Source organism: Azospirillum sp. UENF 211521 (assembly GCF_058780535.1).
In genome coordinates this window covers 134,704-160,953 of record NZ_JBSNCF010000002.1, presented here as the reverse complement: position 1 = coordinate 160,953, position 26,250 = coordinate 134,704, and the positions used below count along the sequence as shown (strand labels likewise).

Here is a 26,250-nt window from a genome sequence, read left to right as displayed (position 1 = left end):
CGAGAAGCTGACGGGCTCGGGCGTCCGGGTCAAGTGTTGATCTGGCCGACGACCCGGCGCACCGAACTTTTGCTTCGCAAGGCCCCGCGGCATCAGGCGGTGCGCACCGCGGTCAGGAACACCTCCACCTTGCTGCGCAGCCCGTCCGCCTGATCGGACAGCGATCCCGCGGCCTCCAGCACGTTGCGGGCGACGCTGCCGGTCTCGCTGGCCGCCCGGTTCACGTCGGCGATGTTGGAAGTCACGTCCTGCGTACCGGCGGCGGCCTGCTGGATGTTGCGGGCGATCTCCCGCGTCGCCGCCTGCTGCTGCTCCACCGCCGCGGCGATGGTCGAGGCGACCTCGCTGATTCGGCCGATGGTGCCCATCACGTCGCCGATGGAAGCCACCGCCCCCTCGGTCTCGCTGCGGACGGAGACGATCTTCGCCGCGATCTCGTCGGTGGCGCGGGTGGTCTGGTCGGCCAGCGCCTTCACCTCCGCCGCCACGACGGCGAAGCCCTTGCCCATCTCGCCGGCCCGCGCCGCCTCGATGGTGGCGTTCAGCGCCAGCAGCCGGGTCTGCGAGGCCACCTGGGTGATGAGGTCGATCACCGCGACGATCTCCGCCGAGGCGTTGGCGAGGCTGCGCATCGCCTGGTCGGCGCGCTCGGCCTTGTGAACCGCCTCGTCGGCGATGGCGGTGCTGCTGGCGACCTGGCGGCCGATCTCCTGCACCGAGGCGGCCAGCTCCTCGGTCGCGGTGGCGACGGTCTGCACGTTGGCGCTGGCCTGCTCCGACGCGCCGGCCACGGTCACCGACTGGCGGGTGGTCTGCTCCGCCGTGGCGGCGAGCTGGCTCGCCGTCGCCTTCATCTGCACCGCGGCGGCGGAGACCGAGCCGAGCACGGCCGCCGCCTCGCGGTCGAAGCGGCCGGTCAGCTCCTCGATGGCGCGGGCACGGCGGGCGCGGACGTCCTGCTCCGCGTGCTCGCGCGCCGCCGCCTCGCGCGCGGCGATCATGTTGTCCTTGAAGACCAGCACGGCCTTGGCCATCTGCCCGATCTCGTCGCCCCGCCCGGTGGCCGGCACGGGCGTGGCGGAGTCGCCGTCGGCCAGCCGCCGCATCGCCTCGGTCATGGCGCCCAGCGGCCGCACGATGGAACGGGACGTCAGCAGGATTGCCGCCGCCGCGATCAGCAGCCCCAGAGTCAGCAGGACCGCCTGGATCAGCACCAGACGGTCGGCGCCCTGGATCATCCCCTCCGTGTCGGCCTGCAGCAGGGCGCGCTGGCGCGGGATCAGGCCGCTGGCGTCGTTGGAGCGGGCATCGCCGACCAGCAGGCTCATCACCTGATTGGCGCGCGGGATGGCGTCGTCGTTGAGGGAGTTCAGCGCGCCCATCTGGTCGCCGATGGTGCCCAGCGATTCGGCCATGTCCTGGTCGCGGCGCAGATGGTCGAGCAGCGGCTTCACCGCGTCCCAGGTGGCCTGGACCTGCGGATCGGACCAGCGGGCGGACAGCCCGTCCAGCTCCTGGCGCAGGGCGTCGATGCGGTCCCAGGCGACGTTGCGCTCCTGCTTCAGATCTTCGCGGTTGGTCAGCAGATAGCCCTGCATGGCCGCGTTGGTCGCGGTGACCGAGGCGACGATGCCCTGCCCGGCCAGCGCCGTCGGCATGCGGACATCGGCCACCAGACGGCTGAGCGTCTTCCCGTTGTCGGTCAGCAGCAGGCCGGTGCCGACCGTCACCACCAGCACCGCGATCACCGCCGCGAAGCCGATGGACAGCCGCTGGCCAATCCGCAGATTGCCGAGTGCCTTCATTCGTTCCTCCCGTGCAGCCCCTTGTCGGGCGCTTGTTTTCTCGACCGGACGTTGCTGTGTCGGTCGCTGCCCTTATCTGGGAACGAATGATGGGCCAACAAACATTAAAGGAGTGTTTCCAGCACCGAGGCCGCCTGTTGCGAAGGGCCGGTCAGATATCCTCGGCGCCCAGGTAGGATTCGATCACCTTGGGGTTCGACACAACCTCGGCGGGCAGCCCGTCAGCGATCTTCTCTCCGTGGTCCAGAACGACCACCTGGTCGGACAGGGCCATCACGGCGCGCATCACATGCTCGATCATCAGGATCGTCATGCCCTCGCGCCGGTTCAGGTCGCGCAGCACCTCGACCATGCGGTCGACCTCGGTCGGGCGCAGGCCGGCCAGCACCTCGTCCAGCAGCAGCAGGATCGGGCGGGTGGCGAGCGCGCGGGCGACCTCCAGCCGCTTGCGGTCCGGCAGGGTCAGGCTGCGCGCCGGGCGGGCGGCCTGATCGGCCAGCCCCAGCCGGTCCAGCACCGTCCGGGCGTGGTCGCGCGCCGCCGTCACCGACCGTTCGCGGGCCAGCGCGCCGACGATCACGTTCTCTTCAACCGAAAGCTGTCCGAAGGGCTTGACGATCTGGAAGGTCCGGCCGATCCCGGCGGCGCAGACGCGGTTCGGTTTCAGCCCGGTGATCGCGGCGCCCTTCAGATGCACCCGCCCCTCGTCGGGCGGGAAGACCCCGGCGATCAGGTTGAAGGTGGTCGTCTTGCCGGCGCCGTTCGGCCCGATCAGCGCGACGATCCGGCCTTCCGGCACGGCAAAGCTGACGTTGGAAACGGCCTTCAATCCGCGGAACCGCTTGGACAGTCCCTCGACCTCGAGAAGCGCCGCCATCACGCGTCCTCCCCGCGACGGCGGACGAGGCTCAGCCGGGCGGCCAGCCACGGCCACACGCCGTCCGGCCGGTAGACGACGATCACCACCAGCGCCACCCCGTAGAACAGCTGCTTAAGGCCCGGCAGGTCGAAGCCGGTCGCCTCGATCAGGAAGGTCAGCACCTCGCCCAGCGGAGTCAGGATGAAGGCGCCGAGGATCGGCCCGATCAGCGTGCCGATGCCGCCGACGATGGCCGGCAGGATGATCTCGATGGAGCGGCCCATGGAGAAGACCTGCTCCGGAAACAGGTTGTTGAAGTAGAAGGCCTGGAACACCCCGCCCAGCGCCGTCAGGGCGGAGGATACGGCCACCGCCGCGATACGGGCGCGGAACAGGTCGACGCCGACCGCCTCCGCCGCCTCCGGCTCCTCGCGCACGGCCAGCCACTGGTAGCCGAGACGGCTGTGCAGCAGGACCCGCGACAGGGCCAGCGCGGCCAGCACCAGCGCCAGGATCACGTAGTAGAACAGCTCCGGCGAGCCGCGCAGGTTCAGCAGGTCGTTGCCGGCGTCGCCCGCCACCGGGATGAAGAAGCCACCCGAGCCGCCGAACCAGTGCAGATGGTCGAAGCCGATGCGCGCGACTTCGGCGAAGGCGATGGTCAGCAGCGCGAAATGCACGCCGCGCACCCCGAAGCGGAAGCCCAGGAAACCGATGAAGCAACCGGCGGCGGTCGCCGCCAGCATGGCCACCCACATGCCCGCCCAGGGGCCGATCCCGAAATGCACGAACAGCGCGGCGCTGGCGTAGGCCCCCAGCCCGACGTAGAGCGCGTGGCCCAGCGACAGCAGGCCGGAGAAGCCCATCATCACGTTCCACGCCTGCCCGACATAGGCGAACCACAGCACCGTGGTCAGCACCGACAGGACGTAACGGTCGGCGACCATCGGCGCGGCCAGCAGCAGCGCACCGCACAGCGCCAGAAGGACGATCCCGCGCCCCGTCACGACCGTTTCCCCAGCAGGCCCTGCGGGCGCAGAAGCAACACCACGATCAGCACACCATAGCTGAAGAGGGATTTGAGCGACGGGTCCAGCAGGAAGCCGGCCATCGCCTCCGAGAAGCCGATCAGCATGCCGCCCAGCAGGGCGCCCGGCAGACTGCCCAGCCCGCCGACGATGACGATGATGAAGCTCAGCAGCGTGTATTCCGGCGCGAGCTGCGGCCGGGAATCGACCAGCAGCGTCATCAGCGCGCCGGCGATGCCGACCACCCCGGCGCCGATGCCGAAGGTCAGCGCGTAGAGCCCGTCGATGTTCAGCCCGACGACGCGGGCGCCCAGCGGGTTGTCGGCGCAGGCGCGGATGGCCTTGCCGGTGCGGCTGAAGCGGAAGAAGGCGAACAGCGCCACCGTCACCACGATCGCCCCGGCCCCGGCGCGCAGCCGCACCGCGTCGAGCAGCAGCGGCCCGATCTCCACCGTGTCGAAGCTGTAGGGCACCATGACGTTGCGCGAATCCGGCCCGAACAGCATCAGCATGGCGTTCAGGATGATCGTCGCGATGCCCAGCAGCAGGATGAACTGCATGTGTTCGGGCCGTTCCACGAAGCGGTTGACCAGCCCGCGCTGGAGCAGCCAGCCGAAGGCGAACAGCACCGCCGCCACGATGGGCGCCGCCAGGATCGGGTCGAGCCCGAGCAGGCTGGCCAGCAGCACGGCGCCGTACATGCCGGCGACCATCATCTCGCCATGCGCGAAGTTGACCACCCGCACGACGCCGAAGATGACCGACAGGCCGAGCGCCGCCAGCCCGTAGACCAGCCCGGTCAGCAGGCCCGATGCGGCGATGTTCAGGTAATAGTCGAACGGCATGCGCGATCAGCCCTTGGCGGAGCCCCAAAACGGCCAACGGAGCCCCGGATGGCCAAGCCTGAGCGGCGTAGCAGTCCTTGGGAAGCGTGGCAAGTTTCCTGTGCGAATCATCGACGCTTTGCATCCTCAGGACGCACGGCCTCAAGACGCATGACCTCAAGACGGGCCTCCTCCAGGCGGGCGCCCAGGGCATCGCCCAGGCAGGACTTCGCCGCGGCGGCGACCACCGGGTCCCCCTCCATGCCGCGGCGGACCCAGCAGAGGGCGGTGATGCGGTCGTCGAAGCGGCGTTCCTCCTGGAGCAGCGCGTAGGCGGCGGCGTCGCGGCGCTCCGCCGGCAGGGCGGCGAGGCGGCGCTGCTGCAGCCCGCGCGCCCGCCCGTCCAGCACGGCCAGGTCCGGAACCGTACAGATCATCCGGCGCAGCGGGGCGCCGGCCGTGGCGCAGCGCGGGTCGGGCAGGATGGGAAGCGGCGGCGCAACCGGTGGTAAGGGGATCGGAGGTGGGGAAGGCGCCGCAGCGACCGCGACGGCGGGTTGCGGCGGCGGAAGGATGGCCGGACCGGAGGCGGCCCCGGAAACCACCTGCGAAACGACCCCGGAGACGACTCGGACGGGCGTCCCGACCGGCACCGCCTCGAACAAGGTCGCGATGTCGGCGGGCAGCATGCGGAAGCAGCCGCCGCTGGCCCGGCGCCCCACCGAATCCGGCGCGTTGGTGCCGTGGATGGCGATGGCGGTCCAGCCGAGGTCGAGCGCGAACCTGCCCAGCGGGTTGGCCGGTCCCGGCGGCACCGACGCCGGCAAAGCCGGGTTCTCCCGGCGCTGGTTGGCGGTGGGGTGCCAGGTCGGGTCGCGCCGCTTGCGCAGGACCCGGCTGTCGCCCAGCGGGATCGCCACACCGGGCCGCCCGATGGCGACCGGGAAGGAGCGCGGGGGACGCCCGTCCTCCAGCAGATGAAGCCGGCGCTCGGTCAGGCTGATGACGATTTGCCGCGCCGGCGTGGTTGCGGCGCTGGTTGCGCCGTCCTGCGCGTGGAGGTGGCCGGGCGAAACGAGCGCCAGGGCAATCGCCAGGGTTGCCGTCGGGACGAGATGCCACAAGAATGTCGCGGTGCGCTGCATGGGAAAAGTTCAGCGCATCCGCCCTAAAAGCGCGTAAACATGCCGTCAGGGACCAAGCAGCAGGAACGCCGACCATGGACACCATCGAACAGACGCTGGCCGTTGCGACCGAACACCACCGCGCCGGCCGCACCACGGAGGCGGAAAGCCTGTACCGGGAGGTGCTGGCGGCGTCGCCCGGCCATCCGGACGCGCTGCATCTGCTCGGCGTCATCGGGCTGCAGAGCGGACGGCCGGCGGAGGCGGTGGACCTGATCGGACGGGCGGTGGCCGGCGACCCGACCTCGCCCCTGCTGCACGCCAACCTGGGACACGCCCTGCACGCGACCGGCCAGTCCCGCGACGCGGCGCTGAGCTTCGCCCGCGCCCTGACCCTGCTGACCAACGAGGGCGAAGGCTGGGGCAACGTCAGCGCGCTGGCCGGGCTGATCCGCCGCTACGACGACGAGACCCGCCGCGCCGCGGCGGCGGAAGTCGACGCGGCCTACACCATGGGCGACGTGATGCGCCGCCACTCGCTGCTGTTCCTGCTCGACGGCGACGTCGCCCATTACGAGGCGCTGACGGACGCCGTGCTGGAAGACCCGATGCGCTTCACCGTGCCGTCGATCCATTACGCGTTCTGGGGCATGGCGATGCAGCTCTTCCAGGGCGCGGCGCGGCGCGGCGACACCGGCGCGTTCCAGTCCGGGAATCTCACCGACTATTACCGCCTGATGGTGGACGAGACGGCGCTGCGCTACCACCTGCGCCGCCGCATGAAGCGCGCCACCCCGCGCGACGCCGTCAAGCGGATCGCCCTGATCACCAACCAGATGCTCGGCGCCGGCCACCAGCCCACTGCGGACGCCTTCGACTTCGCCCGCCGCCTGCAGGACGAGTTCGGGCGCGAGGTGGTCATCATCAACCCGAACGCCATGGCGATCACCGGCGAGAACGGCTTCGTCCCCGAATATTCCTACAACATCACCGAGGAGTATGAGGGCGAGCAGGTCATCGCCGCCTTCGGCGCACGGGTCCGCATGATGTCCTTCCCGCAGAAGCGCTTCGACGAGGAGAAGGTGAACGCCATCGTCGATTACGTGGACGGATTCGATCCCGACGTCATCGTCGCCTTCGGCGGCTCCAACGTGGTGGCCGACCTGTTCTCCGGCGCCCGGCCGGTGATCTGCCTGCCGACCTCCTCCGGCCTGCCGCTGTCGATGGCCCGGCTGGTGCTGGGCTATGGCGAGACCGACACCGTGGCCGGCTGGCCGGCGGACATGGCGGAGCGTTTCCGTCCCTTCTCCTTCGGCTGGACCCTGCCGCCCACGGGGCCGGAGCGCAGCCGCGCCGATTTCGGCCTTCCCGAAGCCGGGCCGCTCTTCCTGATGGTCGGCAACCGGCTGGACCAGGAGGCCGGTCCGGAGTTCCTGGCGCTGGCCGACTCGCTGCTCGACCGCCTGCCGGAGGCCCGCATCGCCGTCGCCGGCGGCGTGGAGGCTCTGCCGCAGCGGATCGCCGCCCTGCGCAACGCCGACCGCGTCCACACGCTGGGCGACGTCGAGGATGTGCGGGCGCTGCACCGCCACGCCACCGCCTACCTGAACCCGCGCCGCCAGGGCGGCGGCGGCAGCGCGGCCTTCGCCCTGGCCGACGGGGTTCCGGTGGTGACCGTCGCGGCGGGCGACGTGGCGACCGTCGCCGGACCGGCCTTCACCGTGGCCGACGACGCGGCCTATCTGGAACGGGCCATCACCCTGGCCGGCGACGCGGCCTTCCGCGACCGGCAGTCCGCCGAGGCCCGCGCCCGTTTCGCCGAGGCCGGCGACCGCCGCGCGTCGGTCGAGCGCCTGCTCGCCTACGCGCTGGAAGCCCAGACGGCCTAAGGAAACGGCACAAAAAAGAAGGGGACGCGGCCGCTCCGACCGCGCCCCCTTTCACCCTCCCATTGGTCAGGAGCGCTTGCCCCAGCCCGGCATCGGGAACACCGGCTCCATCTCCGCCGAGTCCTTGGGCAGGACCACGGTCGGACGCAGGTTGCGGTTCTGCAGGCAGGCGGAGATGAGCTGCGTGTTCTGCCCCTTCTCGTCGAAGGTGATCGCCGGGCCGACCATCATCTTGTCCTTCAGGTTGGTCTGGCGCAGGGCCTCCAGCAGGGTGGCCGGCTCCGCGGTGCCGGCGCGCTTGAAGGCGTCGGCGGCGACCAGGATCGCCTCCAGCGTGAAGGCGACGTTGAAGGCGTAGCCCTCGAAGCGGTCGTTGGGATACTGCTTCTTGAAGGCCGCCTCGACGCGCTTGGTCAGCTCCGCCTTGGGGTCGTACCAGGGCAGGTTGGTGATGGCGTAGTCGGCGTACTTGCCCAGCACCTTGTAGAACTGCTCGTCATACAGGCCGGGCGAGCCGGGGGAGACGACGCCCTTGGGCTCCCAGCGCTGCTTGACCATTTCGCGCACCAGCATGATGGCGTCGTTGGCGCGGGTGGTGACGATGGCGAGTTCGGCACCGGTCGCCTTGGCCTTGGCCACCTCGACCGCGAGGTCCTGGGCCTTGGGGTCGTAGGAGATGCTGTCGACGATGCCGAAGGGCATGTCCAGCTTCGGGAACAGGGCGTCCATCGCCTGCTTCTGCGCCATGCCGAAGGTGTCGTTGGCGTGCAGGAACACCGCCGTCTTCGGGGTGACGCCGCTGACCGCGAACAGGTCCTTCATCAGCGCCAGCCCGTTGGTGACGAGCATCGTCGAGGTCGGGAAGTTGCGGAAGACGGTCTTGTAGCCCTGCTCGGTCAGGCGGTCGGCGGCGGCGATGTTCATCACCAGGGGCACGCCGCGCTGTTCGCAGACCTGGGCGGCGGCGGCGGTCTGGCCGCTGTCGAAGGCGCCGACGATGACGTTGGCGCCGTCGTTGATCAGCTTCTCGGCGCGCGAGCGGGCGACGTCCACGTTCGATTCGGTGTCGGCGGACAGGATCTCGACCTTGTAGCCGAGTTCGCCGAGGATGGCCGGCGCGATCTCGGCGCCGCGCTGGCAGGCCTGGCCCGCCTGGGCGAGCAGGCCGGAGCGGGGCAGCAGCACGCCCACCTTCAGCGCGGCGCCCTGCGCGAAGGCCGGCGCCCGGCCGAAGGTGGCGAGCGCGCCGGCCGAGAGGGCGACCGAGGCCGCGGCGGTGCCGAACTGACGGCGGGTGAGTCCTCCCGTGGACCCATTCTTGCTGATGCGATGATCGTTCATTATCGGGTGTTTCCCTGAGGCATGGTCCCGGAGCGGATGATTTCCCCGCAATTGCCTTTGTGTCAAAGTGGAATCCACCGCAAGGCGACACACGGACGAAACGGACCCCACCGAATGGCGACCATCGAGGAGGCGCTCGGCATCGCGCTCGACCATCTGAAGGCCGGGCGGCAGGACGAAGCGGTGGAGCTGTACGGACGGATCCTGGACGTCGCCCCCGACAACCCGGAGGCCCTGCACCGGTTGGGCCTGCTGGCGGCGCTGGGTGGGGACCGCGAACGCGGCATGGCGATGATCGCGCGTTCGGTGGAGTTGGACGGCGGGGACGCCGACGCGCACTTCAACCTCGGCGCCCTGCTCCACGTCGCCTGGCGGACGGAGGAGGCGATCGCCGCCTACCGCCGGGCGCTGGCGCTGCGTCCCGACTTTCCCGACGCCGAATACCACCTGAGCGAGGCCCTGCAGGCCATTGGCCGCATCGGCGAGGCGCTGGAGGCGCTGGACGCGCTGCTGGCCCGCCACCCGCACTTCGTCCCCGGCTGGCGCCAGAAGGGCGACATCGAGGCCGACCTCGGCCGCCCCGGCGCCGCCGTGTCCTTCTACGAGATGGCGTTGGCCATCGATCCGCGCGACGAGGGGTCGCGGGAGCGGCTGGCGGCGCAGACCGCGGCCTACCGTGCCCGCCGGGCGATCCTCGACGGGGCCGGGCCGGACGGGCGGCTGGACCTGCGCGACGTCACCGTCCTGGTCCCCTTCCGCGCCGACAGCGAGGACCGCAAGCGCAACCTGCGCTGGATCGTCTCCTTCCTGCTCAAGCACGCCGACACCACCATCCTGATCGGCGAGGACAAGGCGGGGCCGAGCGACGTCGCCGACGCGCTGGGGCCGGAGCTGGCCGCCCGCTGCCGGCACCTGCATCTGAGCGGCAACGACACGCCCTTCACCCACAAGGCCCATCTCCTCAACCGCATGGTCGAGGCGGCGGACACCCCCATCGTCGCCCTGCACGACACCGACATCGTGGTCGATCCCGTGCAATACGCTCTGGCCCGCGACGCGGTGCGCGGCGGGGCGGCCATGGCCTTTCCCTACAACGGACTGTTCTTCTGGATTCTCGGGCGCGAGGTCCACCGTTTCGGCCACACCCTGTCGGCGGCGCCTCTGAACGCGGTCTGCCCGCGCTTCCCGCTGATGCACCGCGATTCGCCGGGCGGCGGCGCCTTCTTCGACCGGGCGGCGTTGCTGGCGGCGGGCGGCTACAACGAGCGCTTCGTCTCCTGGGGCTACGAGGACGACGAGATCGTGGTGCGGCTGCGCCGGTTGGGTCTGCGGGTGGAACGGGTGCCCGGGCCGCTCTACCATCTGGAGCACGCGCGGCCCGAGAACTCCACCGACCGGAATCCCTTCATCGACGCCAACAAGGCGGAGCTGGAGCGCATCCAGGCCATGGACGCCGCCGCGCTGCGGGCCGAGATCGCGGCCGGCCGCCTGCGCCGGCCCCTGTTCTCCAGCGCCGGGTAGGAAGGGAGCCGGTCAGCCGGCCTTGTGCAAAACGAACTGGTTCGCTGCGAACTGGCCCACGGCGAACTGGGCGAACGCCCCTATCACTATGCCCCAACCTCCTCTAATTTAAGACTTTCTAATTCGTTGAAATTGTACGGCCTCGCAAAGGGAAATGGGGAGCAACCCTGCCCTGCCCGCTGTTTCGGTGTGGCTCCCTTCACCATGCCAGCGACCGATCATGCCCCTGCGCTCCGCGCCCCCTCTCGCCGACAAGGACCCCTTCGACATCGACGAGGCGTTCCGGCGCCTGCGTCAGGCCGTGGCCGGACGCCCGAAGGCCGCCATGTTCGCGCTGCGCGACCGCGGCTACGACAGCCCCTTCGAGCAGCTGGTCGGCAGCCTGATCTCCGCGCGAACGCGCGACGAGACGACCATCGTGGTGTGTGAGCGGCTGTTCGCGGTGGCGCGCACGCCGGAGCAGATGGTCGCCCTGACGCCGGAGGCGCTGGCCCGCCTGCTCGACGGCGCGACCTTCCCGGAGCCGAAGGCGCGCGACATCCGGGCGCTGTCCCGTCGCATCATCACCGAGCACGACGGCGAGGTTCCCGACACGCCCGACGCCCTGATGGCCTTCCACGGAGTCGGGCCGAAGATCGCGGCGCTGACCCTGGCGGTCGGATTCGGCATCCCGGCGGTGGCGGTGGACGTGCATGTGCACCGGATCGTCAACCGCTGGGGCTTCGTCGCCGCACCGACTCCCGAGCGCACCATGGTCGCGCTGATGGAGCTGCTGCCCCGCCACTACTGGGTGGAGATCAACGAGCGGCTTGTGCCCTTCGGCAAATGGATCTGCACCGGAGACCGCCCACGCTGCTCCACCTGCGCCATGCTGTCCATGTGCCGGCAGGTGGGGGTGACGACCCACCGCTGAAGCTTCACGGCGGCGGGATGCCGCACTTCGCCGCAGGCCGCGACATCCGGTTGCAATTAACTGCGTTTTTTCTCCATTTTCATCTTACCGCCGCAGACAGGCAACCGCCTTGCTCCAAGGCCGCGGCATGGAGAACACGCAATGATCGTGGTAACCCGTTTGCGGACGGCGGCCATTCGTCGCGCCGCCCTCGCCACCGCCACGCTGTTCGCCCTGGCCGGCGGGGCCTCGGCGCAGGACAAGCCGGCCGCACCGGGGCCGATCGTCAAGACCCTGCTTCAGGCGACCACCACCGCGGACGGCAAGGCCTTCGCCTATCCCGACGGTAAGCCGCTTGTCACGGCGCGGCTGGTCGAACTGCCGCCCGGCGGGGAGATCATCCGCCACCGGCACGCCGTTCCGCCGTTCGTCTACATCCTGGAGGGCGAGCTGACCATCGCCAGCGACAGCATGCCGACGCAGGTCTACAAGGCCGGGGACTCCTACATCGAGCAGGCGGCATGGCACAGCGGCCGCAACCTGGGCGACACGCCGGTGCGGCTGCTGTCGGTCTACCCCGGCGCGGAGGGCGTCGCCCTGTCGGAGCGCCCGCAGTAACCCGGTTCGCCGGGGCGGAGCGCGGTGGTTTGATTCACGTCATCGCGGGCGTCGGCGAAGCTCGGCCATGGTCGCCGCCCGTCCGTTGCCAATCCACCCAGGGACCCCGCGATGATCCTCTACGCCCTGCGCTGCGCCTGCGGCCATGAATTCGAACAGTGGTTCAGGAACATGGCCGATTACGACACCCGCAAAGCCGATGGCCTGTCCTGTCCGTCCTGCGGCGGGACCGAGGTGGCGAAGGCGATCATGGCGCCGCGCGTCGGCGCGTCCAAGCCGTCGCCCGCGCCGATGCCCGCCTGCAACCCGTCCGGCTGCGGCAACGCGATGTGCCCGATGTCGCAGATGGCTTGACCGGCGAGGGCCTGGGACGGCGGATGCCTACCGCCGTCCGCGCCCGCCGCTGGTGAGCGGCGGCAGGGCGCCGGTGGTCAGCTCCTCCCGGCGGCGGCCGCTGCCGAAGCTCGGTTCGCGGCGCTGCCCGCGCGGCCCGTCGTCGCGCGGCGCCGGCCGCGACGCGTTGGTCCGCCCGCTGCGCCACCACGCGAAGCCGATGCCGAGCACCGTCGCCCCGATCACACCCATCACACCATAGCGGGCGCCGTTGGCGGCCCAGCCCGGCAGCATCGAGCCGCTGTCCGCCGCCGGCTCGGCCGCCGCGACCGGCTGCCCGGACGGCGTGGTTGCGGTGACGCTGGCTCGCGGCGCGGCCTGCGGCACCGGACCCTGTCCGGATGGGGAGGCGGCGGCAGACGAGGTGGAAGTGGGGGCACCGGACGGGCCGCCCGACGAATGGCTGCCCGAGGAACTGCTGGTGGCGGGCGGCCCGGCGCTGAACTGCGCGCCGCCGCCGACGCTGCCCGTTCCGCCGTCGATCCGCTGGGTGGGGGCGGCGCGGGGCACCACCTCGCGCTGCGGCTCGCGCGGCGCTTGGCCGGGGCCGCCGCCGCCGACCTTCTGCTGGGCGAGGTTCCCGACCGTCGCGGGGGCCTTGCCCTCGCGTTCGCCCATCATCTTGGCGATGGTCGCCTTGTCGAGCTGGTTGGTCACCGGCAACCCATGGGCGGCCTGATACTTGCCGAGCGCCGCCTTGGTCTCGGCGTGCATCTGGCCGTTGGCCCGCCCGCCGATGTTGTAGCCCTTGTCCTTCAGGATGGTCTGGGCCCATTGGATGTCCGCCGTCGATTGCGCCCGCGCCGGAGCGCCCGCCAGCAGACCCGCCGCCAGAACCGGCACCACCACAGCCAACGCGACCGCGCGGCGCGCGCGGTGCGAACCACCCGTCATGACCATCCTCCGTCCGAGACGCCAACCGACCATCGCCCACCCACTATCGTGGATGCGCAACCGTGTTACCAGATTGCGGCGGATTTCCGGGCGCGATTTTTGTGCGCCTGCGTTGCGGCGGCATCAGGTCCCCCTCCCCCGGCCGCCCCCGGAAGGGCCGGCCGCTTCCCCATCCGTCGAGCGATGCGCGCACAAAAACGTGGTATAGATCCATCATGGCGCATTATGGGGCGCATTGTGGGAGGCCGTGGCATGGCGACTCTGAGACACGCGATCCTGGCGGGCGGAACGCTGCTGCTGGCGGCCTGCGGCAGCACCCCGGCCTACCGGGAATGGACGGCCACGGAAACCACGGCGACCGCCGCCTACGACGAATGCACCGAGCAGGTGGACAACACCATGCGGCTGCGCGGCTATCCCTACCGGCCTCTGCCCGAAACGCCGCAATTCCGCTACCGCAAGGAGATCTTCGCGCTGTGCATGCGCCGCAAGGGTTACACCGCCGAGGATTGAGCGCCCGTCACGGCCCCGGCAGGCCGTAGCGCAGATAGAGCAGGCCGCCGATCAGCACCCCGGCCAGCACCACCGCCGCGTAGAAGCGCAGCGGCAGCCGCACCCTCTCCCGCCGCCGCGGCTTGGCCTCGCCCCTGGCCGCGGAGCGGGGCGCGCCCCTCGCCGGAGCGGCTTGCCGGACCGTTCCGGCCGCTCCCCCCTGGTTGGGGTCGTGCAGTTCGATGAGCTTCCAGTTGAACTCGATCCCGTCGCCGCCCGCCCTGGCGTTGTGGTCGAGCTGGATCAGGCGGAAATAGGCGCGCGGATTCACCCGCACCATCAGGTTGAAGCGGGCGCGGGCGTGGTCGAGGTCCTCCCCGACCTCCAGCGTCTTCCAGCCCTTGCCGCGCGCCTTCTGGATGGCGAAGCGCGTCGGCTGGGCGATGGGAACAGGCGCCATGATCGCGGCCCCACCCTCTTGCGCCCGCCCCCTTACACCGAGGTCGGAACGCCCTTCTTGCGGATGACGTCGGCGTACCAGTGGTAGCTGGCCTTGGGACGGCGCTCCAGCGTCTGGCGGTCCACCTCGATCAGGCCGAAGCGGCGCTGGTAGCCCTCGGCCCACTCGAAGTTGTCGAGCAGGCTCCAGACGAACCAGCCGCGCAGGTCGACCCCCTCCTCCAGCGCCTGATGGCCGGCCAGCATGTGGCGGCGCAGGTAGCTGATGCGGTCGTTGTCCTGGACGAAGCCCTTCGGGCCGGTCTGCTCGGGATAGGCCGCCCCGTTCTCCATCACATAGACCGGCGGGTTGCCGTACTCCTGCTTCAGCTCGATCAGGATCTCGGCGATGCCGTCGGGCTCCACCGGCCAGCCCATCCCGGTCGTCGGCGTGCCCTCCGGCGGAGAGCCGTAGCCGGTGCCGAACAGGCCCGCCGGGTCCGGCTGCTGGTGCATGCGGCTGTAGTAGTTGATGCCCAGGAAGTCGATGGGCTGGCGGATCGCCTCCAGGTCGCCGGCCTTGACCAGCGGGGCGAAGCCGTCGCGCAGAAGCTCCGGATACTCACCGCGCAGCAGCGGGTCGAGGCAGGCGCGGTTCCACACCGCATCCCACATCAGCGAGGCCGCGTAGTTGGCGTCCAGCCCGCCGACCGGCCAGACCGGCTGCAGCGACAGCACGGTGCCGAGCTGCCAGCCCTTGCCGCCGCCCGCGGCGCGCAGAGCCTTCAGCGCCATGCCCTGGGCGAGGTTCTGGTGGTGGATCGCCTTGAAATAGTTGCCCTTGCCGGTCATCCCCGGTGCGTGCCCGCCCAGCCCGTGGCCGAAGATGGCGTGGACGGACGGCTCGTTCAGCATGCTCCAGTGCTTGGCGCGGTCGCCGATCCGCGCGGCGACGAGCTGGGCGTAGTCGGTGAACCAGCCGGCGATGTCGCGGTTGGTCCAGCCGCCGCGGTCCTGGAGCGCCTGGGGCAGGTCCCAGTGATACAGGCAGGGCCAGGGCGCGATGCCCTTGGCCAGAAGCGCGTCGGTCAGCCGGTCGTAGAAGTCCAGCCCCTCGGCGTTGGCCGGGCCGGTGCCGGTCGGCTGGACGCGCGGCCAGGCGACGGAGAAGCGATAGGCGTTCATCCCCGCCTTCGCCATCAGGTCCACATCCTCGGCGTAGCGGTTGTAATGGTCGCAGGCCACGTCGCCGGTGTCGCCGTTCGCCACCTTGCCGAAGGAATGGCTGAAGGTGTCCCACACGCTGGGGCCGCGCCCGCCGGCGGTGACCGCGCCCTCGATCTGGTAGGAGGAGGTCGAGGCGCCCCAGACGAACTTGTCGGGGAAGGCGGCCAGCACTTCCGACGGCTGGGCCACCGCAGCGCGGCGCGTCGTCAGAAAGGCTCCGGCCGAGGCCGCCAGCCCGGTGGCCGCCGCCGCCTTCAGGAAACTCCGCCGCCGCATACCGAATTCCTCTCGCCGTCCGGGTCGTCCGCGACAATGTAAGAAGACCGGGCGTCAGCGCAACAGGCGCCTTGCATCGGAATACCCGTGCCACCGGATTGGCCGGTGTAGGCGTAACCTGGACCGTGGGGTAGTATGACGCCATGAACGGACTCGTCATGTTTCTGCTGATCGTGGCGCTCGGCCTCGTCGTGGCGTCGCTGTTCTCCGGCCTGTTCTTCATGGCGCGCGGCGGACAGGGCGACTCGCGCAAATCGAACCGGGCGATGCGGATGCGCGTGGCGCTCCAGGGGGTGGCGCTGGTGCTGTTCCTGCTCGCCATCCTGACCCACGGCTGATTGAGGACATCCACAGGAATCATGGTCAAGCTGACCCGCATCTACACCCGCGGCGGGGACCGCGGCGAGACCTCGCTGGGCGACGGGCGCCGCGTGCCCAAGCACGACCCGCGCGTCACCGCCTACGGCACGGTGGACGAGGCGAACGCCGTCATCGGGCTGGTCCGGCTGCACACCGCGGACCAGCCGGAAACCGACGCCATGCTGGCGCGAATCCAGAACGACCTGTTCGACCTGGGCGCCGACCTCTGCACGCCGGAGGCGGAAAACCCGGCCTATCCGCCGCTGCGCATCCTGGAATCGCAGGTGGACCGGCTGGAGGCCGAGATCGACGCGATGAACGCCGATCTCGCCCCGCTCACCTCCTTCATTCTGCCCGGCGGCTCGCCGGCGGCGGCGCATTTGCATCTGGCCCGCACGGTGGTGCGCCGGGCCGAGCGGCTGATGACCGAACTGGCGGAGGTGGAGCCGGTCAACCCGGCGGCGGTCAAGTACGCCAACCGCCTGTCCGACCATCTGTTCGTGCTGGGCCGGAAACTGAACGCGAACGGAGCGGCCGACGTGCTGTGGGTTCCGGGCGCAAACCGTTGATGCAATTCCGCCTCCTTCGCGCTTGCGGCGTGGGCGGCGTTGACAGCCAAAACGTCAACTCCTATGGTCGCAGCGCTGTCACAAGCTGCCCGATTCGGCGCCAGCGGCGAAGGTGCGCCTGCATAATTCAAGAAAAGGGTGGGATATGAAGGTCCTCGTCCCGGTCAAGCGGGTGGTCGATTACAACGTCAAGATCCGCGTCAAGGCGGACGGTTCCGGCGTTGAGACCGCCAACGTGAAGATGAGCATGAACCCCTTCGACGAGATCGCCGTCGAAGAGGCCGTCCGCCTCAAGGAAGCCGGCACGGCGACCGAGGTGATCGTGGTCACCGTCGGCCCGACGGCCGCGCAGGAGACCCTGCGCACCGGCCTCGCCATGGGCGCCGACCGCGGCATCCTGGTCCAGACCGACGCCGAGACGCAGCCGCTGGCCGTCGCCAAGGTGCTCAAGGCGCTGGTCGACAAGGAAGGCCCGACTTTGGTCATCCTGGGCAAGCAGGCGATCGACGACGACTGCAACCAGACCGGCCAGATGCTCGCCGCCCTTCTGGGCTGGCCGCAGGGCACTTTCGCCTCCAAGGTCACGCCGGGCGAGGGCTCGGTCACCGTGACCCGCGAGATCGACGGCGGGCTGGAGACGGTGCAGCTGACGCTGCCGGCGGTGGTCACCGCCGACCTGCGCCTCAACGAGCCGCGCTACGCCTCGCTGCCCAACATCATGAAGGCCAAGAAGAAGCCCATCGAGACGCTGGCCCCCGACGCGCTGGGCGTCGACGTGGCGCCGCGCCTGACCACGCTCAAGGTCGCCGAGCCGGCCAAGCGCAAGGCCGGCGTCAAGGTCGCCGACGTCGCCGCCCTGGTCGACAAGCTGAAGAACGAAGCCCGCGCGATCTGAGGGGCCAGTGCGCCTTGAAGGGAAAGTGATCTGACATGTCCATTCTCGTCATTGCCGAACACGACAACGCCGCGCTGAAGGCCGCCACGCTGAACGCGGTCAGCGCCGCCGCCAAGATCGGCGGAGAGATCCACGTGCTGGTCGCCGGCCAGGGTGCCCAGGCCGTCGCCGAGGCGGCGTCCAAGGTGGCCGGCGTGGCCAAGGTGCTGCTGGCCGACGACGCGGCCTACGCCCATCCGCTGCCGGAGAACGTCGCGCCGCTGGTCGTCGGACTGGCCAAGGGCTACGGTCATGTGTTGGCCGCCGCCTCGTCGGAGGGCAAGAACCTGCTGCCGCGCGTCGCCGCTCTGCTCGACGTCGCGGCGATCTCCGACATCACCGGGGTGGTCTCCGCCGACACCTTCGAGCGGCCGATCTACGCCGGCAACGCCATCGCCACGGTGAAATCCGCCGACCCGATCAAGGTCGTCACGGTGCGCACCACCGCCTTCGAGGCGGCCGCCGCCACGGGCGGCTCGGCCACGGTCGAGAGCATCGCCGGGACGGGCGACGCCGGCTCGGCCAAGTTCGTCGGCCAGGAGCTGACCAAGTCGGAGCGTCCGGAGCTGACCCAGGCCAAGATCGTGGTGTCGGGCGGCCGCGGCATGCAGTCGGGCGACAACTTCAAGCTTCTGGAGGCGCTGGCCGACAAGCTGGGGGCCGCGGTCGGCGCCAGCCGCGCGGCGGTCGACGCCGGCTTCGTGCCGAACGACTATCAGGTCGGCCAGACCGGCAAGATCGTGGCGCCCGAGCTGTACATCGCCGTCGGCATCTCCGGGGCCATCCAGCACCTCGCCGGCATGAAGGACAGCAAGGTCATCGTCGCCATCAACAAGGACGAGGAGGCGCCGATCTTCCAGGTCGCCGACTACGGCCTCGTCGCCGACCTGTTCAAGGCGGTGCCGGAGCTGACGGCCGCGCTGGACAAGGCGTAACCGGCCAGTCCTCTGTTGAAGACCAGCGGCCCAAAGACAAGCGGGAAAGCTCATATGTCCACGATCAAGAAGATTGGCATCATCGGTGCCGGCCAGATGGGCAGCGGCATCGCCCATGTCTGCGCGCAGGCGGGGTACGAGGTCGTCATCTCCGACATCAGCGCGGAGATTCTGCAGAAGTCGGTGGCCGCCATCTCCAAGAACATGGACCGTCAGGTTCAGAAGGGGAAGCTGACGGAGGCCGACAAGACGGCGGCGATCGCCCGCATCGCCACCGGATCCGACCTGTCCGTGTTCCATGACGCCGATCTCGTGGTCGAGGCCGCGACGGAGAACGAGGCGCTCAAGCGCGAGATCTTCAAGAAGCTGGTCCCCAACCTGAAGCCCGAGGCGCTGATCGCGACGAACACCTCGTCGATCTCGATCACCCGGCTCGCGGCGTCGACGGACCGCCCGTCCAAGTTCATGGGCATGCATTTCATGAACCCGGTGCCGGTGATGCAGCTCGTCGAGCTGATCCGCGGCATCGCGACGGACGAGGCGACCTTCAGCGCGATCGCCGAGCTGACGGCGAACATCGGCAAGACGGCGGCGGTGGCCGAGGACTTTCCGGCCTTCATCGTCAACCGCATCCTGCTGCCGATGATCAACGAGGCGGTCTACACCCTCTATGAGGGGGTGGGCGGCGTCCAGGCCATCGACACGGCGCTGAAGCTGGGGGCCAACCACCCGATGGGCCCGCTGGAACTGGCGGACTTCATCGGTCTGGACACCTGTCTGGCGGTCATGCAGGTCCTCTACGAGGGTCTGGCCGACAGCAAGTACCGCCCCTGCCCGCTGCTGGTGAAGTATGTCGAGGCCGGCTGGGTCGGCCGCAAGGTCGGCCGCGGCTTCTACGACTACTCCAAGAACCCGCCGGTCCCGACCCGCTGACGCGGCGGCTCCGAACGGAGGCTTTGGCGAGGCCCGTCCCGGGAAACCGGGACGGGCCTCGTTCTTTTGCGGAACCGCTGCGCTCGCGCTCTGTTCGTCCCGCAGGGGAACGGCGGAAAGGACGGGGGCGATGCGGCGCGGCTTCCTGACGGCGATGCTGGTGGTCGGCCCTCTGGCGGCCGGTCTCTCCGGCCCGGTCCTGGCCCAGGCCCCGGGCTCCGTCCCGGCGCCCTCCTCCGCCCTGTCCCGGCAGGAACGCAACTTCATCGCCGAGGCGCTGGCCGACGGCATGGCCGAGCAGGCGCTGGGCAAGCTGGCCCAGGATCGGGCGGAGACGGAACCGGTCCGCCGCTTCGCCCGCCGCATGGCCGACGACCATGGGCTGAAGACCGACCGGCTGGCCGGCATGGCGCTGCGCCACGGCATCCCCATCCCACGCGAATTGGGCCTGTCCGCGCGCGCCCACATGTCCAGCCTGCGCGACACCCCGGAGGAGGCTTTCGACCGCCGCTACATGGCCGCGGAGGAGGAGACCCACGCCCGCGCCATCAAGCTGTACGAGGCGCAGGCCGAACGCGGCGGCGAGACGGGCGATTTCGCCCGCGACGCCCTGCCCATGCTGCACAGCCATTTCGAGGAGGCGCGGGGCATCATGGCCGAGTTGGCGCGCGGCCCCGCCCCGCCGCAGACCCAGGCACCGCCGGGGGATGCTCCGCCGGGAACGTCAGGGTCGTCGGAGTGAGGTCACAACGCCCGATCGGCCCCGTCGCTCATCATGGCCGGCAAGGCGTCCAAAAACGACAGAACCGCCGCTTCCCCACCGGACTCCCACAGGCCGACATGACCGGCACCCTCCAGCGCGACGAAGGTCCTGGGGGCGTTGACGCACTCGAACAGACGACGCGAGTGGTCTGGAGGAATCACACGGTCGAGGGTGCCATGGTAGATGAGCACAGGGGCCTTCAACCGACCGATCTTTGAAAAACTGTCGAACGGATGACGGAGCAGCGAACGCACCGGCAAAAACGGCAGCATCCGCTCGCTGATGTCCGCGATGCTGGTGTAGGGGGCGGCGAGGATGACGGCCTCGACACGCCGTTCCGTCGCGAGCTGGACCGCGACCCCGCTGCCCAGCGAGTAGCCGTGCAAAACCACCCGCGCGCGCGCCGCCTCCAGGAAATCGAAGGCCGCCCGTCCATCCTCATACAGCCCGGCTTCGCTCGGCTTCCCTGGATTTCCACCGTAGCCGCGGTATTCCGCCATGAACACGCCGTACCCTGCGTCGATCAGCGCACGGGCGATGTGGCCATTCCACGCCACCGTCTCGCCATTGCCGTGGAACAGCAATAACGTCGGCTTTTCCAACGCCGTGGGCGCCTTGTGCCAGCCCTGAAGGTCGAGACCGTCGCCGGTGCGGAGGGACACCACCGCCATATCGCCCACGCCGGCCTCCTCCGGAGTCTGTGCGAGCGGGATGGCCGGAAAGATCAGGCGATCCTGGGCCACATACGCCAACAGCAGGGCAACGGCATAAAGCGTCGCCCCCACGGCCAGGATCGCGATCAGGATTTTCATGCGCCTCCGGTGCGCTGGGAAGGAAACCGACCCGGGACGCGCGGGCGGAGCCGAGGCCGAACCCTCACCCGCCTGTCTTCACCACGCCGCCGCGGCTGTCGCGGTTCGGACCGCCGCCGTGGCCCATGTGCTTGCGCAGGAAGGCGATGACCTCCGGCGAGTCCCATTCCACCGCGCCCTCGATGCGGCCAAGCTCGCGGCCCTCCTGGTCCACGAGCAGGGTGGTCGGCAGGCCGCGCAGCTTCAGCGTCTGCATCGAGGCGCTCGACGGGTCGAGGTAGAGGGCGAGGTTCTTCACGCCGGTCCGCTGGTAGAAGGGCTGCACCTGATCCTTGCCGCCGCGGTCCACCGACAGCGCCACCACCTGGAAGCCCGGCCCACCCAACTGCGCCTGGAGGCGGTCGAGCGCCGGCATCTCCTTCACACAGGGCGCGCACCACGTCGCCCACAGGTTCAGCAGGACCAAGCGGTCCTTGAACTCCGACAGGTCGACCCGGCGCCCCTCCCCGTCCAGGAAAGGCAGCTCCGGCACCGACGTCAGCGGTTCCATGTAGCGGAACTTGTCCAGGCTCACCGCCGTCGCTCCGGGAGCGGCCGGGCTGGCCGGCTGGTCCAGCGTCAGCACGGCGGGCGGCGGCGGGGCCGCCGGCCCGGCCAGCGCCATCCACAGCCCGGCACCGCCCAGCGTCACACAAAAGATTGCGGTGGCCGCCAAAGTCCGCATACTCACGCTTCCCGTCCTCCCATCCGTATTGTGCCCGCCATGAGCGCCGAACAGCCCAAGCCGAACTCACAAGACCGCGCCGCCAGCCAGATGTGGGGCGGCCGCTTCGCCCGCGGTCCCGCCGCCATCATGGAGAAGATCAACGCCTCCATCGGCTTCGACAAACGGCTGGCCGACCAGGACATCGCCGGGTCGAAGGCCCACGCCGCCATGCTGGCGCGCCAGGGCATCATAACCCAGGCCGACGCCGATGCCATCCGCGATGGGCTGGACCGGGTCAAGGAAGAGATCGACTCCGGAGCCTTCACCTTCAAGGTGGAACTGGAGGACATCCACATGAACGTGGAGGCCCGGCTGGCCGAGCTGATCGGCGAGCCGGCCAAGCGCCTGCACACCGGGCGGTCGCGCAACGATCAGGTGGCGACCGACTTCAAGCTGTGGGTGCGCGACGCGCTCGACCGCGCCGACCAGGGGCTGAAGGCGCTCCAGGCCGCGCTGATCGATCTGGCGGAGAAGCACACCGACACGGTGATGCCGGGCTTCACCCACCTCCAGGCCGCCCAGCCGGTCAGCTTCGGCCACCATCTGCTGGCCTATGTGGAGATGTTCGGGCGCGACCGCGGCCGCCTGCGCGACGCCCGCGCCCGGCTGAACGAGTGCCCGCTCGGCTCCGCCGCGCTGGCCGGCACGCCCTACCCCATCGACCGCTTCATGACGGCCGACGCGCTGGGCTTCGACCGGCCGACCGCCAACTCGCTGGACGCGGTGTCCGACCGCGACTTCGCGCTGGAGTATCTGGCTGCCGCCAGCATCTGCGGCATGCACCTCTCCCGCTTCGCGGAGGAGATCGTGCTGTGGTGCTCGGCCCAGTTCCGCTTCATCACGCTGACGGACGCCTTCACCACCGGCTCCTCCATCATGCCGCAGAAGAAGAACCCGGACGCGGCGGAGCTGGTGCGCGCCAAGGCCGGGCGCGTGATCGGCAGCCTGAACAGCCTGCTGGTCGCCATGAAGGGCCTGCCGCTGGCCTATTCCAAGGACATGCAGGAGGACAAGGAGCCGGTCTTCGAGGCCGACGACACGCTGGCGCTGTGCATCGCCGCCATGGAAGGCATGGTGCGCGACATGCAGCCGAACGTGCCGGCGCTGCGCGAGGCGACCGACCGTGGCTTCCTCAACGCCACCGACCTCGCCGACTGGCTGGTGCGCGAGCTGAACATCCCCTTCCGCGAAGCGCACCACATCACCGGACGCGCCGTGAAGGCGGCGGAGGACAAGCGCGTCGGCCTGACCGCCCTGACGCTGGAGGAGCTGCAGGCCATCGAGCCGCGCATCACCGAGTCCGTCTTCCCGGCGCTGAGCATCGAGGCGTCGCTGGACAGCCGGCGCAGCTTCGGCGGCGCGTCCCCCGTCCGCGTGCGCGAGGCCGTCGCGGCGGCGCGGGAGCGCTTCCTGTGAGGCGCCCGCTGCTGATCCTGGCGACCGCCGCCGTCGCGCTGACACTGGCCGGCTGCGGCAAGAAGCCGAGCTTCGTCGATCCCCCGCAGGGCAAGGAAGCCGACCGCTTCCCCGGCACCTACCCGAACCCGAAGACCGACCCCAAGCCCGGTCAGCCGTCCTCCGGAGCCCGCTTCCCATGAGCGCCTTCGCCTACCGCAACGGCGTGATGCACGCCGAATCCGTGCCGCTGTCCACCATCGCGGCGGAGGTCGGAACGCCCTTCTACTGCTACTCCACGGCGGCGCTGGAGGCGCATTACAGCGCCTACGCCGGGGCCTTCGCGGGGCAGGACGCCGACGTCTGCTACGCGGTGAAGGCCAACTCCAACCTCGCCGTCATCCGCGCCTTCGCGCGGCTGGGCGCCGGCGCCGACGTGGTGTCGGGCGGCGAGATGCGCCGCGCGCTGGCCGGCGGCATCCCGGCGGGCAAGATCATCTTCTCCGGCGTCGGCAAGACGCGCGAGGAGATGCGCGCCGCGCTGGAGGCCGGAATCCACCAGATCAACGTGGAGTCCATCCCCGAGGTGGAGGCCCTGTCGGAGGTCGCGGTCAGCCTGGGCGTCACCGCGCCCATCGCCTTCCGCGTGAATCCGGACGTGGACGCCAAGACCCACGCCAAGATCGCGACGGGCAAGAAGGAGAACAAGTTCGGCGTCGACTACGACCACGCGCGGGAGGTCTACGCCCAGGCCGCCAAGCTGCCGGGCATCAAGCCGGTGGCCATCGCCGTCCACATCGGGTCGCAGCTGACCGACCTCGCCCCCTTCCGCGCCGCCTACGAGCGGGTCGCGGCGCTGCTCCACGTCCTGCGCGAGGACGGGCACGACATCACCCGCCTCGACCTCGGCGGCGGGCTGGGCATCGTCTACAAGCACGAGGCGCCACCGGACATCGCCGACTACGCCGCCATGGTGAAGTCGATCACCGGCAACCTCGGCTGCCGCATCTCGCTGGAGCCGGGCCGCTCGCTGGTCGGCAACGCCGGCATCCTGGTGTCGCGGGTGATCTACCTGAAGCAGGGGCTGCACCGCCGCTTCGTCATCATCGACGCGGCGATGAACGACCTGATCCGCCCCACCCTCTACGAGGCCTACCACGGCATCGTCCCGGTGACCGAGCCCGCCAAGGGCGCCGCCGCCGAGCCCTACGACGTCGTCGGCCCGGTCTGCGAGAGCGGCGACACCTTCGCGCTCCAGCGCGCGCTGCCGGCGATGGCGCCGGACGATCTGGTGGCGATTCTGTCGGCGGGTGCCTACGGCGCGGTCATGTCCTCCACCTACAACACCCGCCCGCTGATCCCGGAGGTGCTGGTGAACGGCGACCAGTTCTCCGTCATCCGGCCGCGCGTGCCGGTGGAGGAACTGCTGGCGCTCGACCGCGTGCCGGACTGGCTGAAGGACTGACCCGGCCTTTCCGCCGTCGCTTCACGCAGGCCGGGGGAACAGCGTCAGGAAGGGGGCATCCAACCCATAGGGAGCCCCTTTCCATGACGTCCATCCGCCTGAACGGCGCTTTCCGCGACGCCGTCGCCGACATCACCCTGGCCGTCGCCCAGGACCCCAACCTCGTCGCGCTGGTGATGCGCTGGAACGAGGACGACGCCCTTCTCTGGACGCTCCGCTCCCTGCCCAACGGCCAGAACACCGTCCCCGGCGGCGGGGCGGCGCACGCCGAGGAGGCGCTGATCGTCAACTGGGCCGGCTATGTCGCGCAGAACAACGGGCAGGAGCCGAACATCGTCGAGATCCTGCTGACCAAAAGCCCCTGCCTGGACCGCTCCCCGGAACGCCAGATGCTCGGCGAAGACTGGACCAGGGGCTGTTCGTCCAAGCTGCGGCAGTTCATTCTGGACAAGCCCGCCAACGATTGGCGCATCTGCTTCCTCGCCTATTATCAGGAGGACATCCGCATCGAAGCCCAGGCGTATGGCGCCGTCGCGGAGTTCGCCGGGATCCCGCAGGCCGACGTCTATCTGTGGGCGGACCGGCACAAGGGCTGACGCAGGGGCGCTGACCGCGGGACCACGGTGCGAGCGCCCAGGGGGTGCAATAACCGCTGCACAGAACCACCCATAAGGCGTATGATTCCCCGTTCGAGCCACGGACGGGGAACATCATGGAGTGGGACGCGGCCTATGCCATCGGTCAGAGCGCGGTGGACGGAGACCACCAGCGCCTGTTCCAATTGTTCAACCAGTTCAGCGCGGCGATCGCCGCCGGGGAAACGCGGGAATCCGCGAACCGCTTCCTGCGCGAGCTGGCCGATTACTCGGCCTATCACTTCCGCCGCGAGGAAGGACTCATGCACGCGATCGGCTACCCCGACTACGCCAAGCACAAGAAGATGCACGACACTTTCGCCGACTTCGTCCGCCGGCAGTCCGACTCCGGCGCCCGCGATGCGGAGGAGGTGCAGTTTCTCCAGAGCTACGTCGAGATGTGGTTGTGCGGCCACATCCTGGTCATGGACAAATGGTTCGGCGAATGGCTGGACGGGCGGGGCGGGAACTCCGGCGCGGCGGCCCCGACGGCCTGAGCGCCGGTTTGCCGCGCCGGATTGCCGTACCGGTTCCAGGCCCGGCCGGTTTGCTGAACAAGCCTATTTCTTGTACGGATTCGCCAGCCACGACTGCAGGCAGGCCAACAGCTCGACGTCGCCGTCATAGTAGAGCCATTCGGTTTCCTCCTTCGACAGCGGCTTGGTCGGCGACGGCCGGTAGAGCTTGTCGTAGGGCACCGAGAAGACCCCCAGGTCGGGCGCCGTCTCGAGAATCTTCTTCACCCACCCCTCGGCCCTCGCGTAGAGCGTCTCGTAATCCGTGGCGACGGACACGAAGGGGTTGTCGTTGGAGTTTTCCGACTGGCTGCCGAACGAGCTCTGCTTGAGCGCCCAGTCGTTCAGCACCGGATCGCTGGGCTTGGCGAAGCCACCGCCGACGGTGTTCCGGCGGCGCGACCGCCAGTCGGTCGCCTTGGCCTTGTCCGCGAAACGATAGACGAGGACGTGACCGGCCCTGTGGGGGTCGAGGCCGTATCGTTCGCCGGCGGCGTTCATGGCGGAGAAATTCTTGGGGTTCGGCATGAGGACGCTCCTGATCGGG

At 69.8% G+C, this 26,250-nt stretch carries 29 protein-coding genes; 17 read left to right on the top strand and 12 right to left on the bottom strand.

What is annotated here, in order from left to right; genetic code table 11:
• Window positions 1-92: 92 nt before the first annotated feature.
• The 5 genes from ACWPN5_RS17510 to ACWPN5_RS17490 form a co-directional block, all read right to left on the bottom strand.
• Window positions 93-1,805 (bottom strand): methyl-accepting chemotaxis protein, encoded by a 1,713-nt coding sequence (locus tag ACWPN5_RS17510; RefSeq protein WP_492296542.1) that lies wholly within the window; start codon window positions 1,803-1,805, stop codon window positions 93-95.
• A gap of 151 nt (window positions 1,806-1,956) precedes the next feature.
• Window positions 1,957-2,682: an ABC transporter ATP-binding protein gene (locus ACWPN5_RS17505; protein ID WP_492296540.1), complete on the bottom strand. Its 726-nt coding sequence runs from the start codon at window positions 2,680-2,682 to the stop codon at window positions 1,957-1,959.
• On the bottom strand, window positions 2,682-3,671 hold the full coding sequence (locus ACWPN5_RS17500) for a branched-chain amino acid ABC transporter permease (protein ID WP_492296538.1): 990 nt from the start codon (window positions 3,669-3,671) through the stop codon (window positions 2,682-2,684). The genes ACWPN5_RS17505 and ACWPN5_RS17500 overlap by 1 nt, the downstream gene beginning before the upstream one ends.
• Complete coding sequence (locus ACWPN5_RS17495) at window positions 3,668-4,537, bottom strand: branched-chain amino acid ABC transporter permease (RefSeq protein ID WP_145679789.1); 870 nt, start codon at window positions 4,535-4,537, stop codon at window positions 3,668-3,670. Before ACWPN5_RS17495 ends, ACWPN5_RS17500 begins: the two co-directional genes overlap by 4 nt.
• Before the next feature lie 107 nt (window positions 4,538-4,644).
• Window positions 4,645-5,661: a L,D-transpeptidase family protein gene (locus ACWPN5_RS17490; protein ID WP_492296536.1), complete on the bottom strand. Its 1,017-nt coding sequence runs from the start codon at window positions 5,659-5,661 to the stop codon at window positions 4,645-4,647.
• A 74-nt stretch (window positions 5,662-5,735) separates the two neighbouring features.
• Between ACWPN5_RS17490 and ACWPN5_RS17485 the strand changes: the two genes are divergently transcribed.
• Entirely contained in the window at window positions 5,736-7,529 is a 1,794-nt protein-coding gene (locus ACWPN5_RS17485) for a tetratricopeptide repeat protein (protein WP_492296535.1), read from the top strand.
• Window positions 7,530-7,595: 66 nt separating this feature from the next.
• Here ACWPN5_RS17485 and ACWPN5_RS17480 read toward each other — a convergent pair whose 3' ends face one another.
• A complete protein-coding gene (locus ACWPN5_RS17480; RefSeq protein WP_145689999.1) occupies window positions 7,596-8,870 on the bottom strand; it encodes an ABC transporter substrate-binding protein in 1,275 nt (424 codons plus the stop codon).
• Between the two features lie 114 nt (window positions 8,871-8,984).
• Here ACWPN5_RS17480 and ACWPN5_RS17475 point away from each other — a divergent pair, with 114 nt between their 5' ends.
• From ACWPN5_RS17475 to ACWPN5_RS17460, 4 genes are all read left to right on the top strand, one after another.
• On the top strand, window positions 8,985-10,391 hold the full coding sequence (locus ACWPN5_RS17475) for a tetratricopeptide repeat protein (RefSeq protein WP_492296534.1): 1,407 nt from the start codon (window positions 8,985-8,987) through the stop codon (window positions 10,389-10,391).
• A gap of 220 nt (window positions 10,392-10,611) precedes the next feature.
• Window positions 10,612-11,304, top strand: coding sequence for an endonuclease III domain-containing protein (locus tag ACWPN5_RS17470; protein WP_145689997.1), 693 nt, complete (start codon window positions 10,612-10,614; stop codon window positions 11,302-11,304).
• Window positions 11,305-11,445: 141 nt separating this feature from the next.
• Complete coding sequence (locus ACWPN5_RS17465) at window positions 11,446-11,901, top strand: cupin domain-containing protein (protein WP_492296533.1); 456 nt, start codon at window positions 11,446-11,448, stop codon at window positions 11,899-11,901.
• Window positions 11,902-12,012: 111 nt separating this feature from the next.
• Window positions 12,013-12,255 (top strand): DUF1178 family protein, encoded by a 243-nt coding sequence (locus ACWPN5_RS17460; protein ID WP_145689995.1) that lies wholly within the window; start codon window positions 12,013-12,015, stop codon window positions 12,253-12,255.
• A 27-nt stretch (window positions 12,256-12,282) separates the two neighbouring features.
• On the opposite strand, the gene ACWPN5_RS17455 is transcribed toward ACWPN5_RS17460, so the two are convergent.
• Complete coding sequence (locus tag ACWPN5_RS17455; protein ID WP_492296531.1) at window positions 12,283-13,188, bottom strand: peptidoglycan-binding domain-containing protein; 906 nt, start codon at window positions 13,186-13,188, stop codon at window positions 12,283-12,285.
• A gap of 252 nt (window positions 13,189-13,440) precedes the next feature.
• On the opposite strand from ACWPN5_RS17455, the gene ACWPN5_RS17450 reads away from it, so the two are divergent.
• Window positions 13,441-13,701 (top strand): hypothetical protein, encoded by a 261-nt coding sequence (locus ACWPN5_RS17450; RefSeq protein WP_145689993.1) that lies wholly within the window; start codon window positions 13,441-13,443, stop codon window positions 13,699-13,701.
• Between the two features lie 7 nt (window positions 13,702-13,708).
• Here ACWPN5_RS17450 and ACWPN5_RS17445 read toward each other — a convergent pair whose 3' ends face one another.
• Both ACWPN5_RS17445 and ACWPN5_RS17440 read right to left on the bottom strand, forming a co-directional pair.
• The gene (locus tag ACWPN5_RS17445) at window positions 13,709-14,140 is read right to left on the bottom strand and encodes a hypothetical protein (RefSeq protein WP_145689992.1); all 432 of its coding nucleotides are present in this window, start codon (window positions 14,138-14,140) and stop codon (window positions 13,709-13,711) included.
• A gap of 32 nt (window positions 14,141-14,172) precedes the next feature.
• Entirely contained in the window at window positions 14,173-15,621 is a 1,449-nt protein-coding gene (locus ACWPN5_RS17440) for a GH1 family beta-glucosidase (RefSeq protein ID WP_137104796.1), read from the bottom strand.
• Window positions 15,622-15,779: 158 nt separating this feature from the next.
• Here ACWPN5_RS17440 and ACWPN5_RS17435 point away from each other — a divergent pair, with 158 nt between their 5' ends.
• The 6 genes from ACWPN5_RS17435 to ACWPN5_RS17410 all read left to right on the top strand — a co-directional run bounded on the left by ACWPN5_RS17435 (window position 15,780) and on the right by ACWPN5_RS17410 (window position 20,094).
• The gene (locus ACWPN5_RS17435; RefSeq protein WP_246472789.1) at window positions 15,780-15,959 is read left to right on the top strand and encodes a twin transmembrane helix small protein; all 180 of its coding nucleotides are present in this window, start codon (window positions 15,780-15,782) and stop codon (window positions 15,957-15,959) included.
• A gap of 21 nt (window positions 15,960-15,980) precedes the next feature.
• A complete protein-coding gene (locus ACWPN5_RS17430) occupies window positions 15,981-16,550 on the top strand; it encodes a cob(I)yrinic acid a,c-diamide adenosyltransferase (RefSeq protein WP_145689991.1) in 570 nt (189 codons plus the stop codon).
• Window positions 16,551-16,695: 145 nt separating this feature from the next.
• A complete protein-coding gene (locus ACWPN5_RS17425; RefSeq protein ID WP_353859842.1) occupies window positions 16,696-17,445 on the top strand; it encodes an electron transfer flavoprotein subunit beta/FixA family protein in 750 nt (249 codons plus the stop codon).
• 35 nt (window positions 17,446-17,480) lie between these two features.
• Window positions 17,481-18,419 carry an electron transfer flavoprotein subunit alpha/FixB family protein gene (locus ACWPN5_RS17420; RefSeq protein WP_492296528.1) on the top strand — a complete coding sequence of 313 codons (939 nt, stop codon included), beginning with the start codon at window positions 17,481-17,483 and terminating at the stop codon, window positions 18,417-18,419.
• 54 nt (window positions 18,420-18,473) lie between these two features.
• A complete protein-coding gene (locus ACWPN5_RS17415; protein WP_145689983.1) occupies window positions 18,474-19,352 on the top strand; it encodes a 3-hydroxybutyryl-CoA dehydrogenase in 879 nt (292 codons plus the stop codon).
• A 130-nt stretch (window positions 19,353-19,482) separates the two neighbouring features.
• A complete protein-coding gene (locus ACWPN5_RS17410; protein WP_492296526.1) occupies window positions 19,483-20,094 on the top strand; it encodes a DUF4142 domain-containing protein in 612 nt (203 codons plus the stop codon).
• Window positions 20,095-20,096: 2 nt separating this feature from the next.
• Here ACWPN5_RS17410 and ACWPN5_RS17405 read toward each other — a convergent pair whose 3' ends face one another.
• Together ACWPN5_RS17405 and ACWPN5_RS17400 are read right to left on the bottom strand one after the other, a co-directional pair.
• Window positions 20,097-20,927: an alpha/beta hydrolase gene (locus ACWPN5_RS17405; protein ID WP_145689981.1), complete on the bottom strand. Its 831-nt coding sequence runs from the start codon at window positions 20,925-20,927 to the stop codon at window positions 20,097-20,099.
• A gap of 64 nt (window positions 20,928-20,991) precedes the next feature.
• Window positions 20,992-21,651, bottom strand: a complete 660-nt coding sequence (locus tag ACWPN5_RS17400; protein ID WP_492297987.1) for a TlpA family protein disulfide reductase — start codon at window positions 21,649-21,651, stop codon at window positions 20,992-20,994.
• A 39-nt stretch (window positions 21,652-21,690) separates the two neighbouring features.
• Here ACWPN5_RS17400 and argH point away from each other — a divergent pair, with 39 nt between their 5' ends.
• The 5 genes from argH (at window position 21,691) to ACWPN5_RS17375 (ending at window position 25,685) form a co-directional block, all read left to right on the top strand.
• The gene (argH, locus tag ACWPN5_RS17395; RefSeq protein WP_145689980.1) at window positions 21,691-23,109 is read left to right on the top strand and encodes an argininosuccinate lyase; all 1,419 of its coding nucleotides are present in this window, start codon (window positions 21,691-21,693) and stop codon (window positions 23,107-23,109) included.
• Window positions 23,106-23,291 (top strand): hypothetical protein, encoded by a 186-nt coding sequence (locus ACWPN5_RS17390; RefSeq protein WP_145689979.1) that lies wholly within the window; start codon window positions 23,106-23,108, stop codon window positions 23,289-23,291. The genes argH and ACWPN5_RS17390 overlap by 4 nt, the downstream gene beginning before the upstream one ends.
• Window positions 23,288-24,553, top strand: a complete 1,266-nt coding sequence (gene lysA / locus ACWPN5_RS17385) for a diaminopimelate decarboxylase (protein WP_145689978.1) — start codon at window positions 23,288-23,290, stop codon at window positions 24,551-24,553. The genes ACWPN5_RS17390 and lysA overlap by 4 nt, the downstream gene beginning before the upstream one ends.
• Before the next feature lie 83 nt (window positions 24,554-24,636).
• Entirely contained in the window at window positions 24,637-25,149 is a 513-nt protein-coding gene (locus tag ACWPN5_RS17380) for a hypothetical protein (protein ID WP_145689977.1), read from the top strand.
• 116 nt (window positions 25,150-25,265) lie between these two features.
• On the top strand, window positions 25,266-25,685 hold the full coding sequence (locus tag ACWPN5_RS17375) for a bacteriohemerythrin (protein WP_145689976.1): 420 nt from the start codon (window positions 25,266-25,268) through the stop codon (window positions 25,683-25,685).
• Between the two features lie 63 nt (window positions 25,686-25,748).
• On the opposite strand, the gene ACWPN5_RS17370 is transcribed toward ACWPN5_RS17375, so the two are convergent.
• Complete coding sequence (locus ACWPN5_RS17370; protein WP_492296523.1) at window positions 25,749-26,231, bottom strand: hypothetical protein; 483 nt, start codon at window positions 26,229-26,231, stop codon at window positions 25,749-25,751.
• Between the last annotated feature and the right edge of the window lie 19 nt (window positions 26,232-26,250).